The organism is Methylobacterium sp. ME121 (assembly GCF_000974725.1).
GTDB lineage: Bacteria > Pseudomonadota > Alphaproteobacteria > Rhizobiales > Beijerinckiaceae > Methylobacterium > Methylobacterium radiotolerans.
Window position 1 is genome coordinate 130,886 of the sequence record NZ_BBUX01000003.1, and the last position, 17,301, is coordinate 148,186.

The 17,301-nt window shown below is 72.8% G+C and carries 14 protein-coding genes and 1 other annotated feature (1 of these 15 running past the window's edge); of the genes, 9 read left to right on the forward strand and 5 right to left on the reverse strand.

All coding sequences use genetic code 11. From position 1 onward, the window contains the following. Positions 1-52: a sequence feature (sul1 is cis-regulatory element that is thought to sense ions involved in sulfur or methionine metabolism; They are found in Alphaproteobacteria), on the reverse strand; it reaches 4 nt to the left of the window's first position. A gap of 132 nt (positions 53-184) precedes the next feature. The 4 genes from ME121_RS04350 to ME121_RS04365 all read right to left on the reverse strand — a co-directional run bounded on the left by ME121_RS04350 (position 185) and on the right by ME121_RS04365 (position 5,639). After that, the gene (locus ME121_RS04350) at positions 185-1,855 is read right to left on the reverse strand and encodes a methyl-accepting chemotaxis protein (protein ID WP_024829536.1); all 1,671 of its coding nucleotides are present in this window, start codon (positions 1,853-1,855) and stop codon (positions 185-187) included. A gap of 154 nt (positions 1,856-2,009) precedes the next feature. Then, positions 2,010-3,698 carry a methyl-accepting chemotaxis protein gene (locus tag ME121_RS04355; RefSeq protein ID WP_012320030.1) on the reverse strand — a complete coding sequence of 563 codons (1,689 nt, stop codon included), beginning with the start codon at positions 3,696-3,698 and terminating at the stop codon, positions 2,010-2,012. 479 nt (positions 3,699-4,177) lie between these two features. Next, positions 4,178-4,705: an ATP-dependent protease subunit HslV gene (hslV, locus tag ME121_RS04360; protein ID WP_024829538.1), complete on the reverse strand. Its 528-nt coding sequence runs from the start codon at positions 4,703-4,705 to the stop codon at positions 4,178-4,180. Between the two features lie 124 nt (positions 4,706-4,829). Further along, positions 4,830-5,639: an SGNH/GDSL hydrolase family protein gene (locus tag ME121_RS04365; RefSeq protein ID WP_012320028.1), complete on the reverse strand. Its 810-nt coding sequence runs from the start codon at positions 5,637-5,639 to the stop codon at positions 4,830-4,832. 332 nt (positions 5,640-5,971) lie between these two features. Here ME121_RS04365 and ME121_RS04370 point away from each other — a divergent pair, with 332 nt between their 5' ends. From ME121_RS04370 to ME121_RS04380, 3 genes are all read left to right on the forward strand, one after another. Then, entirely contained in the window at positions 5,972-7,198 is a 1,227-nt protein-coding gene (locus ME121_RS04370; RefSeq protein ID WP_029357796.1) for an MSMEG_0565 family glycosyltransferase, read from the forward strand. Next, a complete protein-coding gene (locus tag ME121_RS04375) occupies positions 7,191-7,469 on the forward strand; it encodes an MSMEG_0570 family nitrogen starvation response protein (RefSeq protein ID WP_024829540.1) in 279 nt (92 codons plus the stop codon). The genes ME121_RS04370 and ME121_RS04375 overlap by 8 nt, the downstream gene beginning before the upstream one ends. Positions 7,470-7,563: 94 nt before the next feature. Next, on the forward strand, positions 7,564-7,863 hold the full coding sequence (locus tag ME121_RS04380) for a hypothetical protein (protein ID WP_089231285.1): 300 nt from the start codon (positions 7,564-7,566) through the stop codon (positions 7,861-7,863). A gap of 106 nt (positions 7,864-7,969) precedes the next feature. Here ME121_RS04380 and selB read toward each other — a convergent pair whose 3' ends face one another. Further along, on the reverse strand, positions 7,970-9,943 hold the full coding sequence (selB, locus tag ME121_RS04385) for a selenocysteine-specific translation elongation factor (RefSeq protein ID WP_059408431.1): 1,974 nt from the start codon (positions 9,941-9,943) through the stop codon (positions 7,970-7,972). 370 nt (positions 9,944-10,313) lie between these two features. Here selB and ME121_RS04390 point away from each other — a divergent pair, with 370 nt between their 5' ends. The 6 genes from ME121_RS04390 to ME121_RS04415 all read left to right on the forward strand — a co-directional run bounded on the left by ME121_RS04390 (position 10,314) and on the right by ME121_RS04415 (position 17,299). After that, positions 10,314-11,831, forward strand: a complete 1,518-nt coding sequence (locus ME121_RS04390) for a CYTH and CHAD domain-containing protein (protein WP_059408413.1) — start codon at positions 10,314-10,316, stop codon at positions 11,829-11,831. Positions 11,832-11,921: 90 nt separating this feature from the next. Further along, on the forward strand, positions 11,922-13,088 hold the full coding sequence (locus tag ME121_RS04395) for a carboxylate-amine ligase (protein ID WP_059408414.1): 1,167 nt from the start codon (positions 11,922-11,924) through the stop codon (positions 13,086-13,088). Between the two features lie 230 nt (positions 13,089-13,318). Beyond that, entirely contained in the window at positions 13,319-13,780 is a 462-nt protein-coding gene (locus ME121_RS04400) for a tellurite resistance TerB family protein (RefSeq protein WP_024829545.1), read from the forward strand. A gap of 118 nt (positions 13,781-13,898) precedes the next feature. Beyond that, positions 13,899-15,164, forward strand: coding sequence for a Zn-dependent hydrolase (locus ME121_RS04405; RefSeq protein WP_012320020.1), 1,266 nt, complete (start codon positions 13,899-13,901; stop codon positions 15,162-15,164). Between the two features lie 87 nt (positions 15,165-15,251). Continuing rightward, positions 15,252-16,535, forward strand: coding sequence for a beta-ketoacyl-ACP synthase (locus ME121_RS04410; RefSeq protein ID WP_059408415.1), 1,284 nt, complete (start codon positions 15,252-15,254; stop codon positions 16,533-16,535). Continuing rightward, complete coding sequence (locus ME121_RS04415; RefSeq protein ID WP_059408416.1) at positions 16,532-17,299, forward strand: SDR family NAD(P)-dependent oxidoreductase; 768 nt, start codon at positions 16,532-16,534, stop codon at positions 17,297-17,299. The genes ME121_RS04410 and ME121_RS04415 overlap by 4 nt, the downstream gene beginning before the upstream one ends. The last annotated feature ends 2 nt before the right edge of the window (positions 17,300-17,301 follow it).

The window sequence follows — 17,301 nt, forward strand, 5'->3', positions numbered from 1 at the left end:
GTCCGGCGGATCGGCGGCCGGAAGAGCCACCCGGGCTTTCACCGGGTCCTTGCGAATGCGCCGACCCTAGGGGGCCGGGCACCGTAATGCAACAACGCTCAGGAAAACGGCCCGCGACGCCGTCCCCGTCGCCACTGGCGCCGCTCCGCATTCCCGCCCTGGCGGAATCGTCGGTCCGGTCCGCTCAGGCCGCGCGCACCTGCGCCACGAAGCCCGCCACCTCGCCGCCGAGCCCGTTCGAGCGGCGGGCGATATCGGCGGCGGCGTCGAGGACCTCCGCGGCGCTGACGCCGGTCTCCCGGGCCGCACCCAGGACCAGCGCCATCGTGTCGGTGACGGCGCGGGTGCCGCTGGCGGCCTCCGAGACGCTGCGGGCGATCTCCTGGGTGGCCAGCTGCTGCTCCTCGACGGCGGCCGCCACACCGAGGGCGATGCCGTGGACCTGCTCGATCGTGCCGCCGATCTCCTCGATCGCCGCGACGGCGTCGTGGGTCGCGGTCCGCATGGCGGCGATCTGCCCGGCGATCTCCTCGGTGGCCTTGGCGGTCTGCGTCGCGAGGTCCTTCACCTCGGTGGCGACGACCGCGAAGCCGCGCCCGGCCTCGCCGGCCCGCGCCGCCTCGATCGTGGCGTTGAGGGCCAGCAGGTTGGTCTGGCCGGCGATGGTGGAGATCAGGGAGACGACCTGCCCGATGCCGTCGGCGCTGCGGGCGAGCGCCTGGACGCTCGCCCGGGTCCGCCGCGTCGCCTCGACGGCGCTCTCGGCGGCCGTCGAGGTCTGGGTCACCTGGACGCCGATCTCGCTGGCGGTGGCGGCCAGCTCCTCGGTGGCGGCGGCGACGGCCTCGACGTTGTGGGCCGTGGTCTCGGCCGCGCGCGTGACCGACTGCGACTGCGTGCCGGCGTGCTCGGCGTTGCCCGCCATGGTCGCGGCGGCGCGCTCCAGCCCGGCCGCGGCACCGGCGAGGTGCTCGACCAGGCCGCCGATGCTGCCCTGGAAGCGCTCGGCCAGCCCGGCCATCTCGGAGCGCTTGCGCGTCGCCGTATCGGCCTGCATCCGCTCGTGCTCGTGCCGCAGGGTCTCGGCCTCCCGCATCGTGTCACTGAAGACCTGCATGCTCGTCCAGATCGCGCCGATCTCGTCGCGTCCCGGCTTGACGGCGGGCAGGGTGAGATCGCCGCGCGAGAGGCGCTGGATCGCGTCCGAGACCGCCCGCAGCGGCCGGGCGATCTGTCGCTGGCCGATGAGCAGTCCGAGGGCGCAGCAGATCACGGTCCCGACCAGGGCGAGGCCGAGGAGCAGCAGCGTGCGCGCCTCGAACAGCGCCTGGGTGTCGGCCTTGATCGCCGTCATCTCGGCCCGGCCCTGTTTCACCAGGGCGTCGATGCTCGCCTGGAAGGCCTTGCGGTTCGCCCGGTTGGCGTCGTTGAACCCGAGCTCGGCGGCCGCCTTGGGGCCGGTCGTGTCGCCCGCCTCCGCGAGGGCGCTCCGGAGGGCGCGGAACGCGTCGGCGTTGCGCACCATGGTCTCGAAGAGCGGCCGCTCGGCCTCGGTCACCCGCGGCGCCCAGTCGGCCCGCAGCGCATCCATCTCGGCGAGACCTTTGCGGATCCCGGCGGTGTACTTGGCGGCCTCCGCCCGGTCGGCGGAGGCGTAGACGCCGCGCGAGTCCATGGTGACTTCGGCGGCGAGGCGGTTGAAGTTGGCCGCGTCGAGCGCCCGGACCGAGGCGCTCTCGACGCTCGCCAGCGAGCGCTCGAAGCTCTTCAGCGTCGCGACGCTGACCCCCGCCACGACCAGCGTCGTCAGGCTGCAGGCGCCGACGAAGCTCAGGAGTTTTCCGCCGATTTTCATTGCTATCCAACCGTCGAGGCGCGATTGGCGTCAAAATGCAGGTTATTCGTCAAGACGTAGTAAACTGAGACGATCCGGAATTATTTGTCCTGGCTCGATACTGGAGCGCCCGTGACGCACGGGGCCGGCGCGGCGCGTGCCGCGCCGAACCCGGTCAGGCCGCCCGGACGGTGTCGAGGAAGCGGCTGACCTCGGCGGTCAGGTGTTCGGATTGCCGCGACAGCTCGGAGGCCGCGTCGAGGACCTGGCCGGCGGCGACGCCGGTCTCATCGGCGGCGCCGGCGACGCCGGAGATGTTGCTCGTCACCTCGCCGGCGCCGATCGCCGCCTGGGAGACGTTGCGGACGATCTCCTGGGTCGCCGCACCCTGCTGCTCGACCGCGGCGGCGATCGAGGTCGCCACGCCGCTGATCTCGCGGATCCGGTCGGTGATGCCGGCGATCGACGTGACCGCCTGCCCGGTCGAGGCCTGGATCTGAGCGATCTGGCCGGCGATCTCGTGCGTCGCCTTGGCGGTCTGCTCGGCCAGCGCCTTGACCTCGGAGGCGACCACCGCGAAGCCCTTGCCGGCGGCCCCGGCCCGGGCCGCCTCGATGGTGGCGTTGAGCGCCAGCAGGTTGGTCTGGCCGGCGATGTTGGAGATCAACCCGACCACGTCGCCGATCCGCGACACGGAATTGCTCAGCTCTTGGACGAGGGCGCCGGTCTGATCGGCATCGGAGACGGCCCGCTGCGCCAGGAGCGCCGAACCGTCCACCTGCCGGCCGATCTCCTGCACCGACGAGCCGAGCTCCTCGGCCGCGGCCGCGACGGTGTTGACGTTCGAGGCGGCTTCCTCGGCGGCTGCCGCCACCGTGTTCGACTGGCTCGACGTCTGGGACGCCGTCGCCGACATGGTCCGGGCGGTCGCCTGCAGCTCGGTGGCCGAGGATGAGACCATGCCGACGATCCCGCCGACCGCCCGGTCGAAGCCGTCGGCGAGCTCGATCATGGTCCGGCGCCGCTCGGCCGCGGCGGCCGCGTCGGCGACGCGCTTCATCTCGGCCTCCTCGGCGGCCTTCTTGGCGACCATCGCCTTGATGCCGTCCACGGCGCGCCCGACGGCGCCGATCTCGTCGCCGCGGGCGGCCTCCTCGATCTCGGCCTCGATCTCGCCCCGGGCCATACGCTGCAGCACCGCCACGAGACGGCCGAGGGGCCGGGTCAGCATCGCGAAGACGAGGAAGGCCAGCAGCACCGCGATGACGACGCTGGCGAGGCTGCCGAGGAGGCTCGCGAGGTAGGCGGCGCCGAAGGAGCGCGCCTGCTCGTCGCTCCGGGCCGTCAGGAGGTCGCGTTCGGCCTTCTCGGCCTCGCCGATCTTGGCGCGCAGGGCGTCCATGGACGCCTTGCCGGCGCCGCTCGCCTCGATCTGCCGGGCCTTGTCGAGGTTTCCGGCCTCGACGAGGGCGATCTCCTTCGCGGCGATGTCCTTCGACCACGTCTCCGCCGAGCCGCGCACGGCCTCCAGGCGCGCCTGCTGGGCGGCATTGTCCGCGGTGAGCGACCTGGCGCTCTCGAGGGAAACCTTGAAGGACTTCTGGCCGGCGTGGAGCGGCTCCAGAAATTTCGGGTCGCCCGCGATCAGGTACCCGCGCAGTCCGGTCTCCTGATTGACCATCGCCTGCGTGAGGCCGTCGAGGGCCGAGATGACCTGATACGAGTGCTCCGTCAGATGATTGACGCGCTCGATCGAAGAAAGATGAGTGTATCCGATGACGCTGATCCCGACCGTGACCGCCGCCAAGGTGCCGAAAGCGGCAGTCAGTTTCGTTACGATCCGGACGTCATTGATCGAGCGCATAGTCAGTCCTCAGGGTCCCATTCGGGAATTCGGTTCTCGTTCCCTGCGGTCAGTAATAATTTATACGATGTAAATTTTGTCTTACTTTGTGCATTAACGCCGTAGACAGCTCTGACGAAAGGTGTTGAGAGCGCGCCACCCGCGATCAAATTTCTGTGCGCGCCCGGCGTTATTCTGTCGTCGGCGGTTACAACCTCAGATGAGTGTTGACCGGTAAAGGTCTTCGTCGGCGCTACGGTCGCATTACCGGTACAGACGGGTGGCGGCAGACCCGAAAATCGGTGCAGGACCGTATTCGCGCGCGGTGCAGCTCGCGCGGAAGCTGTGGTGCGCTGCCGTCAGCCGGACACGCGCCGTGCTGTGCTGCTGAGCTTCGAGCGCCAGCGACGGCAGGCGGGCGCGGCGAGGAACGCCTTGCGCGCGCGACGCCGCGGCGAGGACGGTCGGGCCGGCGCGACCCGGCCCCGCGGAGCCCGGTCTCAGGCGTCCAGCGCCTCGATGACGAGGTTGCCGTTGGTATAGACGCAGATCTCGGCGGCGATCGCCATGGCCCGCCGGACGATCGCCTCGGCGTCGAGGTCGCCCTCCTCCAGCGCCCTGGCGGCCGCTAGGGCGTAATTGCCGCCGGAGCCGATGGCCATGACGCCGCTCTCGGGCTCCAGCACGTCGCCGGAACCCGACAGGAGCAGGCTGACTTCGCGGTCGGCGACGAGCATCATCGCCTCGAGGCGACGTAGGTAGCGGTCCGTCCGCCAGTCCTTGGTCAGTTCCACGCAGGCCCGGGTCAGCTGGCCGGGGTACTGCTCCAGCTTCGCTTCGAGGCGCTCGAACAGCGTGAAGGCGTCCGCGGTGGCGCCGGCGAAGCCGCCGATCACCGCGCCCTTGGCGAGGCGCCGGACCTTGCGGGCGTTCCCCTTCACGATGGTCTGGCCGAGGCTGACCTGACCGTCGCCGCCGATGACGACGCGACCGCCCTTGCGGACCATCAGGATGGTGGTCGCGTGCATCTGGGGGACGGCGCCCCGGTCGTCGTACCTGAATGCGTCCTGGCTCAAGATTCGGCTCCGCTCTCGATCGCGCCGAGATGGGGAGCTTCGCCGGCCGAGTCCAGCCGGTCCGGGACCCGGGCGCCTACTCGGCGACCGCCTGGGCGCTGCGCAGCGGGCCGGCATCCTGCAGGATCGACTGCGCGGCGGCCTCGGCCAAGAGTGCGTAGCCGCGATCGGCCATGTGCAGGCCGTCGGCGGCGAAGAGCTGCTTGGTCGTCAGCTTACCCTCGCGGACCCAGCCGTGCATCAGGTCGGCCCGCCGGATCACCGGCACGTCGAGCTCGTCGCCGATGCTGCGCACGGCGTCGCGGAAGCGGGAGGCGCCCGGCGTGGATTCGAGCTTCGGGCACCATTGCGGCTCCATCAGCACCACGTCGATGCCGGCATCCCGGATCCGGCGGATCGCCGACACGGTGGCCTCGCGGAAATGCTCCAGCGAGACACCGCGCAGAGGGTCGTTGCTGCCGGTCTGCCAGATGACGAGCTGGGGCTCGGCCGCGATGACGTCGCGGTCGAGCCGCGCCAGCATGTCGTCGACGTGCTCGCCGCCGATGCCGCGATTGATGACCGCGACGTCCAGCCCGTGCAGCTTCTTGCGGAGGTCGATCTGGAGGCGGGCCGGGTAGGCGTTGGCCGGGCTCGAGGCACCCACGCCCTCCGTCGAGGATGATCCGAAGGCCACGATCTTGAGCGGGGCGCCGATGGCAATCTGGCGGGCGACGTGCGGCAGGTCCGGGCTGTCGCCCAGGTCGAAGCCCAGCATATCCAGGGATTCGGGGAGCAGGTCCGCGTAGGCGAGCACCGCGGTCGGCAGAACCAAGAGGGCGCCCAACAAGCCGAGGCGGCGCAGCATCCTGCGGGCGGGAAAGACAGTGTTCAGCGACTTGGACACGGGACCGACGGCTCCGGCTCTCGTGAGCGGTAGATACAATCTGACACAGGGCCCTGAAAAGAGCGGTTCCAGGCAGAGTTTGAAAACACACTGAATTCGTAACACAAAATTAGGCGTTAGTTGGGAGCGGGGGGCTTGCGCGAGGTTTCCCGGCAACATCGACCGGCCCATCGGCGCCGCCAGTCGCGGCGACCGCGCTTTCGAGCGCCTCCCGGCCGACTCGGCATGAACCATGCGAACGCTTCGAAACGCGTCTCCGAGAGGGCGGCGGAGCGCGCGGTCGGGCGACGCGGCGCGTCCCCCGACCGGCCGCGGGCTCCACGCGCCGTCCCATGGTCGATTGCTTGCGCATCGCGATCCTCACGCACTCGACCGACCCGCGCGGCGGCGTGGTCCACGCTCTGGCGCTCGGGGAGGCCCTGGGCAGGCTGGGGCACGAGGCGGTCGTCCACGCGCCCGATCCGACCGGCGGCGGCTTCTTCCGCGCGGCGCAGTGTCCGGTAATCTCGGTCGCGGCCAAGCCGGCCGCGGGGTCCGACGCGGCGCTGGTCGGCGCCCGGATCGCCGATTACCTCGCGCATTTCTCGACCCCCGCCGCCTGCGACTTCGACGTCTTCCATGCCCAATGCCGCGTCAGCGGGAACGCGCTCGCGACCCTGACCCGCCGCCGGCTCATCCCGGGCTTCGTGCGCACGGTCCACCGCATCGACACGTTCACCGATCCGCGGCTGGCGCAGTGGGAGGAGCGCGCGATCCTCGATGCCGGGCGCCTGCTCTGTGTCAGCCGGACCTGGGCGGCGACGCTGGCCGCCGAGTACGGCGCGCGGGCCGACGTGGTCGGGACCGGCGTGGACGCGGCCGCCTTCACGCCCGATCCCGGGCCGGAGGACGACGCGCTCCGTCGCCGCCTCGGCCTCGGCGGCGGCCCGGTCTTCCTCGGTGTCGGCGGCTTCGAGGCGCGCAAGAACGCGCTGGCGATCATCGAGGCCTTCGCGGCCCTGCGCCGGAGCTTGCCCGGCGCGCAGCTCGTCGTGGCCGGCGGCGCGTCGTCCCTCGATCATGCCGGGTACGAGGCCCGGTGCTGCGCCGCCCTCGAGCGCGAGGGGCTCGAGGTCGGCCCCGGCCGGCCGGTGATCCGCACCGGCGCCGTGGCGCAGGCGGACATGCCGGCCCTCTACCGGCTCGCCGACACCCTGGTCTTCCCCTCGCTGTTGGAGGGCTACGGCCTGTGCGTGCTGGAAGCCATGGCCTGCGGCACGCCGGTGATCGTGTCGGGAAGACCGCCCTTCACCGAGTACATCGCCCCGGGGGAAGCCCTGTCGGTGAATCCGGAGGACACAGAGGCCATCGCGGCCGCCATGCGGGCGAGCCTGGACCCGAGCCGGCGGGCGCGACTGCGCAACGCCGGCCGCGAGGTCGCCCGGGCGCATGTCTGGGACGCCTGCGCGGCGCGCCACCTCCCGACCTACGCGGAACTCGCGCCCGGGGACGCGCCGTTGATGGCGGCGGCCACGGGGGCTGCGGCCTGGAACACGCTGCGGGTCCCGCGCGATGCCTGAGATGCGCTTCCATATCCGGTGGCCGGACGGGACCCGCGAGGCCTGCTACTCGCCGTCGCTGGTGATCAAGGACCACCTCGCGGTCGGGCAGGACTACCCCCTCGACGAGTTCGTCGCCCTGAGCCGTCTGGCCCTCGGCATCGCCAGCGATCGCGTCCGCGCTCGCTACGGCTTCCCCTGCGGCCGCGCGCAGGCGCAGCTCGCCCGGATCGAGGAGGGGGCCCGCCGCCAGGAGCCCGGGACCGTCCACGTCGAGGCCTTCGAGGACTAGCCCGGGCCCGCCGCGTCGCCTTGCGGCGAGCCGACGCAGCGCGGGCGACGGCCGCGCCGGGTTGTTCGCAGGACCGATGGCGGAGGCGAAGGCGATGATGACCCGGATTGCGGCGGCCCTGGTCCTGGCCGCGTCGCCGGTCGCGGCTCAGACGCGACCGTCCAGCACGACGATGACCTGCCAGCAGACGATCCGCCTCATCCAGGCCCGGGGCGCTCTCGTCCTCGGGACCGGCGGCATGACCTACGACCGGTTCGTCCGCGACCGCTCGTTCTGCGAGCCCACCGAGATCGCGCGGCGGGCCTTCCGGCCGACCCGCGACAACCCGAACTGCCTGATCGGCTACACGTGCTACGAGCCCGGTCGCGGCGATTGGTTCGGCGCGGATGACTAGAGCCGGCGCTGAGCGCGCTGGCGCGCCCCTTTCCCCTGTGGAGGAGACACCGGCTCAAGGGCGCCTCGGGTGCGAGTGTGCCGCGGTGCGGTGATTCCCGGCCCTGTCACGAATGGGACGCGCCGTCCTGGGCGCCGCGTCGGCCCGCGTCCGGGCCCGCGCGCCCGGTCTCGAGGGCGACGATGACCCGGCGATCTCCGGCCCGGCGGGTGAACCCCGTGGCGTCGAGATGCTCGAGCAACGGGATTGAGAACTTGCGCGAGATCCCGAGGGTCGCGCCGGCCTCCCGGGCCAGGAAGCCGGTCTCGGCCGTCCGCGCCGTCGGGAAGGCGTCGATCAGGCGGGCCTTGGCGCTGTCCACCGCCTCCCGGTGGAACAGCACGGCGCGGCGCTGGACCCGGTCGACGGCGCGGATCACCGTGCCGGCCCCCACGAGGTAGGTCAATGCCTCGCGGCGGCGCACGTCACGGCCGATGGCCTCGGCCTCGTCGGGCGGATTGAGGCCGGCGCGGCGGAAGACCTGCTCCAGCCGGCGGGCGGCCTCGCTCTCGTTGCGGGCGGGGTCGAATTCGGCCCGTCGCCACAGGGCTGCCGCCTGGGCGACTGCGCCGGCGGCCGCGAGGTCGCGCAGGACGGCGCCGGTCACCGCCTCGGGCAGCGCCAGGGCGCGGGACAGGCGCTCGAGGGCGATGCCGTGCTCCATCGGGTAGTCGCGGTGGTGGTGCGCCAGGGCGGCCAGCGTGCCGGTACGCAGCGCCTCGAAGGCCGCGGCCCCGACGAAGCGGTCGCCGATCGCCCGGGCGCCGCCTTCGGAGAGCACCTGCCGGGCCCAGTCCGGCGCCACACCGGCGATCCGGGCGAGGTCGATGAGCGGCGCTCCGGCCGCGCCGAGCTGCCCGAGGCGGACCGTGATCGCGGCGGCGGGACCGCCCGCCGCCAGGGCGGCCAGGTCGGCCATGACCCGGGGATCGTGGCGCCGCCGGCGGCGGCTCGCCGGATCGAGGATCCGACCGCCCGCCACCGTGACGGAGGGCGAATCGAGCCGCAGCACGAACGGCTCCCGCGCCGGCACCGCCACCGGCTCGCCGAGATGGAGCTGCGCCCGGGTGCTGGCCCCGGGCTCCAGGGCGTCGCGGTCGAGCAGCCGCAGCCGCGCCTCGACCTCGGTGGTCCCGAACAGCAGGCGACAGGCCGTGCCGCCCGCCAGCGCGTCCGACAGGCTCGCGGCCGCGGTGATCGCCACGTCGAGCCACGGGCTCGGCGCGAGCTGGCCCGGCAGCGACAGCGCCTGCCCGCGGGCGATCTGGTCGAGGTCGATCCCGCGCAGGGCGACCGCCGTGCGCCGCCCCGGCTCGGCACGCTCCACCGCGCGCCCGTGGATCTGCAGGCCGCGCACGGTCGCGGTGCGGCCGCCGGGGGCAATCTCGACGGTGTCGCCGACCGCGAGCGGCCCGCGCCGCAGCGTCCCGGTCACGACGGTGCCGAAACCCGGCCGGGAGAAGACCCGGTCCACCGGCAGGTAGGGGAAGCCGTCGTCGCGGCCGGGCTCCGTCTCGGCCAGAAGCGCCGAGAGGGCGGCCGCGAGCTCCGGCAGGCCGTCGCCCGTCACGGTCGAGGTCGCGATGACCGGTCCGGCCTCGATCCCGGCCCGGGCGGCCGCGGCGGCGATCTCGGCGGCGCGGGCCGCTACGGTCTCGGGCGTCGCGAGGTCCGCCTTGGTCAGCGCCAGCACGCCGCGGCGCACGCCGATCAGGGACGCGATCTCGAGATGCTCGACCGTCTGCGGCTTGATGCCCTCGTGGGCGTCGACCGCCAGCAGGACGGCCCGCATCCCGGTCGCGCCGGAGATCATGGCGCGGACGAACCGCTCGTGGCCCGGCAGGTCGACGAGGTCGATCTCGCCCTGTCCGGAGGTCAGCAGCGCGAAGCCCGGCACGATGGACACGCCGCGGGCGCGTTCCTCCTTGAGCCGGTCGGTCTCGACGCCGGTGAGCGCGCGGACGAGCGCCGTCTTGCCGTGATCGACGTGCCCGATCACGCCGACGAGGAGTGTCTTCAAAGCAGCCACCGACCGGATCATCTCCACGGTGCCGCCGTCCACAAGGGGCGCACCGCTCGCTCGGATGGGAAATCCGCCGCGCCGGCGCGTCGTGGCGCCGTGTGCCGCCGGGCGGTCGGGGCCGGGGCTGCGTGGCAGATCGATTGTGGACAATTTGTCTTGCCACGCCGTGCCGTTCTGGGAAAGCGCGATTTTAACGCAGCGCAGCATCCATCTGCAGCGCGGAGCAGCGGCGTCGCAGCTTGACGACGGGAACGCGGCCCCCTTTGCTGAGTCAGGTGCGTCGGACGGTCACGCCCCGATGCCGGTGTCGCGCGGCGCGATATGGGAGCCGATGCAACCGGAGCCCATCCCTGCCTCGTTAGCGGTGGCAGGCGACGAAGAGGAGCGTATGAGCGATACCGATAGCAACGCCGGGGAGGAGCCCCGCGAGGTCGAGCTGAAGCTCGACTGCGCCGGCCCGGACCTGACGGCGCTCGCGTCCCATCCCCGGCTGACGGACGCGTCGGCGACCGAGCCCGAACTCCTGGTCACGACCTACTACGACACGCCCGACCGCGCCCTCCGCGAGGCCGGTCTGACCCTGCGCGTCCGCGGGAAGGGGGGCCGCCACATCCAGACCGTGAAGGCCGGGAGCGGCGGCGTCGGCCTGTTCGATCGGGCCGAGTGGGAGACCGAGATCGCCGGCGAGACGCCGGAGCCAGCGGCCTGGGCCGACACGGCCGCCGAGCCGGTCCTGCGCGCGGCCGACGCGCCGCTGGAGCGACTGTTCGCCACCGTCGTGATGCGTCGGGAGATTCCGGTCATCCAGGGCGAGTCTCGCGTGCTCGTCACCCTCGACGAGGGCAGGGTCGAGACCGCGTCCGGCGACGCGCCGCTCTGCGAACTCGAGCTGGAACTCCAGTCCGGCGAGCCGGCAGACCTGTTCGCGCTGGCGCGGGAGCTGGCCGAGACCGTACCGCTGCGCCTGGGCGTGAAGGCCAAGAGCGCGGTCGGCTACGCGCTTCTCGACGGGAAAGGGCCGGGCGTCGTGAAGGCCGAGCCGGTGGAGCTGCCCGAGGGCGCGAGCGCCGGGGAGGTCTTCCGCCGGGTGGCACGCGCCTGCCTGCGCCACATGCGCCTCAATGAGACCGCGTTCCTGGAGGGGGGACGGCCGCCCGAGGCGCTCCACCAGATCCGCGTCGCCCTGCGCCGCCTGCGCTCGGCGCTGTCGCTCTTCGGACCCATGCTGGAGACCGATCCCCGGGCCGCGGCCTTCAATGACGAGATCAAGCGCGTCACCGAGCCCTTCGGCCACGCGCGCAACCTCGACGTGTTCCTGAGCGACACGCTGCCGGACATCGCGGAGCAGCGCCCCGACGAGCCCGGCCTCGACGCGTTGCGCGCTCGCGCGGAGGCGGAGCGCGCCACCGCGTACGACGCGGTGTCGGCGACCCTGGAGAACCCGCAGTGGCGCGCGCTCATCATCGACTTCGCCGGCTGGGTCGAGGCGGGGTCGTGGGCAGCCGGGCCGGACGCGGCCGTCGACGGACGGCACTTCGCCGCGCAGGTCCTCGACAAGGCGCGGGCGCGCCTGAAGAAGCGCGGCCGAGGCCTCCGGCACCTCGATCCGCACACGCGGCACCGGGCGCGGATCGCCGCCAAGAAGCTCCGATACGGCGCGGAGTTCTTCGCCGGTCTCTACCGGAAGAAGAAGGCTGTCCGCCGGCAGGAGAAGTTCGGTGCCGCGCTCTCCGACCTGCAGGACCATCTCGGCGCGCTCAACGATCTGGAGACGGCCCGGACGATGACCGAGAGCCTGTCGGGGCCGCCGATGCCGGGTCCGGACGATCCTGGGGCACAGAAATTGCTGGACGCGGCCGCGGACGCGCGGTCCGAGCTCCTCGACGTCAAGCCCTTCTGGCGCTGAGGCTTTTCGCGCCGCCGGTCCGGCCGGAACCCGGCCGGTGCGGCGGCGTTCGCCGGACAACGATCGGCCCGTCCGGGGCAGGGAGCGCGGATGGCCCACGCCTACAGGTTCGGCATCGAGGAGGAGTTCTTCCTGGCCGATGCCCGCACGCGCGGCACACCGCGCGCCGGCCTCCGCGCCTTCCACGCCGCCGTGCGGGCCCGCCTCGACGATGCCGAGCGCGAGCAGCTCCAGTGCCAGGTGGAGGTGGCCTCGCCGCCGACCGCCGACCTCGCGGAGGCGCGGGCGCATCTCGCGGGCCTGCGCGCGAGCCTAGCGGAGATCGGCGGCGAGCGGGGCATCCTGACCTTCGCGGCGGGCACGCATCCGACCGCCCGGTGGCGCGACCAGCGGCCCACCGACAAGGCGCGCTATCACGGCATCATGGCCGACCTCCGGATGCTCGGCCGGCGCAACCTCGTCTGCGGCCTCCACGTCCACGTGGAGGTGCCGGATCCCGCGGCACGGATCGGGCTGATCAACCGGCTGCTGCCCTACCTGCCGGTGCTGCTCGCGCTCTCGACCGGGTCACCATTCTGGCAGGGGCAGCAGACCGGTCTCGCCGGCTACCGGATGCGCGCCTACGCCGAGCTGCCGCGCACCGGCGTGCCCGAGCTGTTCGCCGATGCCGACGACTACGCCCGCTACGTCGACGTGATGACCCGCTCGGGTGCCATCGCGGATGCCAGCTATCTCTGGTGGCACGTGCGCGCGTCCGTGAAGTACCCGACGCTGGAGCTGCGAATCGCCGACAGCTGCGCGCGCCTCGACGACGCGCTCTGCATCGCCGCGCTGTTCCGCTGCCTCGTTCGCCGGGTCGTCGGGGACAGGCGGCTCAATGCCGGCCTGACCGCGGCCTCTCGCGGCTTCGTCCTGGAGAATCTCTGGCGAGCCGAGTGTGACGGCGTCCGCGCGACGCTCATCGACGAGGCGCGGGTCCGGGCCGTGCCGGTCGCCGCAGCGGTCGAGGCCCTGCTCGCCGACATCGCCGAGGATGCCGATGCCCTGGGCTGCGGCGCGGCCTGCGCGCACGCGTCGCGGATCGTCGCGGAGGGGACGAGCGCCGACCGGCAGATGGCCGTCTTCGCGGCCGCGCGCCGGTCGGGCGCGCGGGAGCGCGCGGCGCTGTCGGCAGTGGTCGATCATCTCGCGGCGGAGACCGCCGCCGGCTCGAAGTCCGGGCCTGGGGGGCACCCGAACATCGCTCCGGCGGCGTGACGACGGGCGCGGACTCGGCTGAGGGGGGATCGTCGAGGCCGCGGTCCGTCGGCCGCGCTCGAGGACGCGGTCGCCCACACGAGTCGCATGGCCATGTTGCCGAAGGATGTCTGGCCGCTGGTTTCGCCCGCGTATATGGCCGGTCGCGCGGCGACGGGTTCCCTCCGTGTCGTCCTCTGCTATCCCTCGCGTCCCAGCAGCTACCCCGACTCCGCGGCCGAACCTCCGGAATGAGCCTCCTGCGCGACCTCTTCGGCCATGTCGGCCGTACCGTGACGGCCTATGCCGGTGACAAGGCGCTGATGCTCGCGGCGGTCTCGGCCGCCGCCAACGTCATCGTGGCCGACGGCGAGGTCGCGGGCCCGGAATTCGACGCGGCCCTGCACGGCCTGAAGGCCGACCCGGTCCTGATGAAGGGTTACGACGCGCTGATGCTGGAGACGGAGCTCTACGAGGGCATCGCCCGGGCCCGCACCCGGCTCGGCCGGGCCGAGAACCTGCGCCACGTCGCGGCGGTCGCCGAGCGACCCGCGAACCAGCGCGAGAACGTCTTCCTGATCGCCGCGGACGTCGCCGACCAGGACGGGATCAGCAACATCGAGGCGGGCGCCCTCGGCGAGATCGCCGTCGCCCTCCGGGTCGACGCGATCGCTCTGCTGCGCGCCAACCCGGTGCGGCGACCGCCGGCCTGACCGGGTCGGTTGGCATCGCGGTTGCTCGCCGCGGGAATTGTGAGGTGGGAGCGCTGCCAAGGGGCTGGCGCCCCATAACGTTTGCGTCGCACGGCGACCCGCCGTGAAAGGAACCGGCATGGCCGAGATGAGCCTCAGCAAGACCCACAACCTGCGCGCCAACGGTGCGCGCCTCTGGGCGACGATCCTGGAGACCGCGGAATTCGGCGGCACGCCGGCCGGCGGCATCAACCGCCTGACGCTCTCGGCCGAGGACGGCCAGGTCCGCGACTGGTTCCGGGAGGCCTGCGAGGCGGCCGGGCTGACCGTGTCGGTCGACGCCCTGGGCACGCAGTACGCCCTGCGGCCGGGCCGGGACATGAGCCGGAAGCCGATCGCCTTCGGCTCGCACCTCGACACCCAGCCGACCGGCGGCAAGTTCGACGGCGTCCTGGGCGTCCTGGCGGGGCTGGAGGTGATGCGCAGCCTGAACGATGCCGGGATCGAGACCGAGGCGCCGCTCCTCGTGGTCAACTGGACCAACGAGGAGGGCTCGCGCTTCGCCCCCGCCATGATGGCCTCGGCGGCCTACGCGGGCGACTTCACCACGGACGAGATCCTGGCCAAGCGCGACGCCGCCGGCACCACCGTGGCGGAGGCCCTCGACGCCATCGGCTATCGCGGCGTCGAGGCCGTGGGCACCCGGGAGATCGGCGCCTTCGTCGAGCTGCACATCGAGCAGGGTCCGATCCTGGAGGCCGAGGGCAAGACCATCGGCGTGGTCGAGGGCGGCCAGGGTATCATGTGGTTCGACGGCGTGATCACCGGCTTCGAGAGCCACGCCGGGACGACGCCGATGCCGCGCCGCCGCGACGCGCTGCTCGCGCTCTCGGAATTCGCCCTGGCCGCTGAGCGGATCGCGCTGGGCCACGCGCCCTCCGCGGTGGCGACGATCGGCGAGGCCGCGATCCTGGCGCCCTCCCGGAACGTCGTGCCGGGCCGGGTCGCCTTCACGGTGGACGTGCGCGACCCGCGTTCCGAGACCCTGGACGCGATGGAGGCGGCGCTCGGTGAGGCGGCGGCCGAGATCGCGGCGCGGCGCCACCTGGAGATCGCGCTGACCCGGATCTGGCGGAAGGAGCCGGTGCCGTTCGACCCCGCCGTCGTGGCGGCAATCGACGCGTCCGCCGAGAGCCTGGGGCATCCGCGCCGCCGGATCATCTCGGGCGCCGGCCACGACGCCTGCAACCTCGCCGCGAAGGTTCCGGCCGCGATGATCTTCGTGCCGTGCAAGGACGGGGTGAGCCACAACGAGTCGGAATCCGCCACGCAAGGCGACTGCGCGGCCGGCGCCGACGTGCTGCTGCAGACCGTGCTCCGCCTCGCCAACGCGCCGGGCGCCTGAGCCGCCCTGCCGTCACGGCGGTGCCCCGCGCGCGGCACCACCCGCGCGGAGGTGTACCGCGGCGGAAAATCCCGTAAGGACCGCTCCATGAGCGCGCGATCCTACCGCGACGCCAGGGGCCGGCCGCTCGTCGCGGTCACCGGCCTCGGCGTCGTCTCCTCCCTCGGTCAGGGACAGGCCGACACCTGGGCGGCCATGACCGAGGGCCGGTCGGGTATCCACGCCATCGCGCGGTTCCCGACCGACAACCTGCGCACGCGCATCGCCGGGACGGTGGACTTCCTCGACACCGACCCCCTCGTCGCGCCGCTCCTGTCCGAGCGGTTCGCCGCCGTCGCCGCCGAGGAGGCGGTGGCGCAGGCCGGGATCGGCGCCAGGGGCGATTTCCCGGGCGCCCTGTTCATCGCGGTCCCACCGGTCGAGATGGAGTGGCCCCAGCGCCAGGCCCTGGCCGAGGCCGCGGGCGGCGACGGTCCGGTCGACTACGCCGGTCTCCTGCGGGCGGCGGCGACGCGCCGCTTCGATCCCTGGCACGACCTGTTCATCTTCGGCACGGTCGCCGACCGCATCGCCGACCGCTTCGGCACGAAGGGCTCCCCGATCTCGCTCTCGACCGCCTGCTCGTCGGGGGCCACGGCGATCCAGCTCGGCGTCGAGGCGATCCGGCGCGGCGAGACCGCGGCGGCGCTCTGCATCGGCACGGACGGCTCGGTGAACCCGGAATCGCTGATCCGCTTCTCGCTGCTCTCCGCGCTCTCGACCCGCAACGACGACCCCGCGACCGCCTCGAAGCCGTTCTCGAAGGACCGGGACGGGTTCGTCATGGGCGAGGGCGCGGCCGCCCTCGTGCTCGAGGACGCCGAGGCCGCCGTCGCCCGGGGCGCCGAGATCCTCGGCTACGTCCTCGGCTGCGGCGAGAAGGGCGACGGCTTCCACCGCACCCGCTCCAGCCCCGACGGCGCCCCGATCATCGCGGCGATCCGGGCGAGTCTGGACGATGCCGGCGTGGCGGCCGAGGCGGTCGACACGGTGAACGCGCACGGCACGTCGACGCCGGAGAACGACAAGATGGAGGCCCTGGGCCTCGCGGCGGTGTTCGGCGACCGCGCTGCCGCCCTGCCGGTCACCTCCAACAAGTCGATGATCGGCCACACCCTGACGGCGGCTGGCGCCATCGAGGCGGCGGTCTCGCTGCTGACGATCCGCCACGGCCGCATCCCGCCGACCATCAACCACCGGGTGCCGGACCCGACCATCGCCCTCGACATCGTGGAGACTGCCCGCGACCTGCCGGTGCGGACCGTGCTGTCGAACTCGTTCGGCTTCGGCGGCCAGAACACCTGCCTGGTCCTCGGCGCGGAGCCCGCGTGAGCGTCGCCGTCACACCGCGCCGGGTCCTCGTGACCGGCGGCGCGTCCGGGATCGGCGCCGCGATCGTCCGCGCCCTGGCGGGTGCCGGTCTCGGCGTCGACTTCACCTACCGCGCCTCGGCCGAGACCGCGCAGGTGCTGCTGGCCGAGCTTCGGGTGACCTACCCGGACCGGCCGTTCGCGGCCCATGCCGTCGACCTCGCCGACCGGGCGGGGCTGGAGCTGTTCTGCGAGGCCGCCGAGGCGACGGGCTATTACGGCCTCGTCCACAATGCCGGCCAGTCCTGCGACGCCCTCGCGGCGATGCTCGATCAGGAGCGGGCCGAGGCCGCCATGCAGGTCAATTTCTTCTCGCTGACGCGCCTCGCCAAGGCGCTGGTGCGGGAGATGACCCGCGCGCGCGCGGGCCGCATCGTGGCGATCGGGTCCGTCGCCGCCCTGCGGGCCAATGCCGGCAACGCCGCCTACGCGGCGACCAAGGGCGCGCTCATCGCGTATTGTCGGACCCTGGCGATGGAGACGGCCAAGCGCGGCGTGACCGTCAACGTGATCGCCCCGGGCTTCGTCGACACCGCCATGATGGAGCGCTACGCCGCCTACCGGGACGGCATGGAGCGCCAGATTCCGATCGGCCGCTTCGGCCGGCCCGAGGATGTCGCGGCGCTGGCGGCCTTCCTGATGGGCGAGGGGGCATCCTACATCACCGGCACCGTGCTGCCCGTCGATGGCGGCCTGACCGCCATGATGGGTGTCCACCGGACCTGACG

Bases quoted from the DNA above. Each gene is read 5' to 3' on its own strand.
- ME121_RS04375 (WP_024829540.1), top strand. From the start codon at position 7,191: ATGCCTGAGATGCGCTTCCATATCCGGTGGCCGGACGGGACCCGCGAG.
- selB (WP_059408431.1), bottom strand. From the start codon at position 9,943: ATGATCCGGTCGGTGGCTGCTTTGAAGACACTCCTCGTCGGCGTGATC.
- ME121_RS04380 (WP_089231285.1), top strand. From the start codon at position 7,564: ATGATGACCCGGATTGCGGCGGCCCTGGTCCTGGCCGCGTCGCCGGTC.
- ME121_RS04390 (WP_059408413.1), top strand. From the start codon at position 10,314: ATGAGCGATACCGATAGCAACGCCGGGGAGGAGCCCCGCGAGGTCGAG.
- ME121_RS04370 (WP_029357796.1), top strand. From the start codon at position 5,972: ATGGTCGATTGCTTGCGCATCGCGATCCTCACGCACTCGACCGACCCG.
- ME121_RS04355 (WP_012320030.1), bottom strand. From the start codon at position 3,698: ATGCGCTCGATCAATGACGTCCGGATCGTAACGAAACTGACTGCCGCT.
- ME121_RS04350 (WP_024829536.1), bottom strand. From the start codon at position 1,855: ATGAAAATCGGCGGAAAACTCCTGAGCTTCGTCGGCGCCTGCAGCCTG.
- ME121_RS04395 (WP_059408414.1), top strand. From the start codon at position 11,922: ATGGCCCACGCCTACAGGTTCGGCATCGAGGAGGAGTTCTTCCTGGCC.
- ME121_RS04405 (WP_012320020.1), top strand. From the start codon at position 13,899: ATGGCCGAGATGAGCCTCAGCAAGACCCACAACCTGCGCGCCAACGGT.
- ME121_RS04410 (WP_059408415.1), top strand. From the start codon at position 15,252: ATGAGCGCGCGATCCTACCGCGACGCCAGGGGCCGGCCGCTCGTCGCG.
- ME121_RS04400 (WP_024829545.1), top strand. From the start codon at position 13,319: ATGAGCCTCCTGCGCGACCTCTTCGGCCATGTCGGCCGTACCGTGACG.
- hslV (WP_024829538.1), bottom strand. From the start codon at position 4,705: ATGCACGCGACCACCATCCTGATGGTCCGCAAGGGCGGTCGCGTCGTC.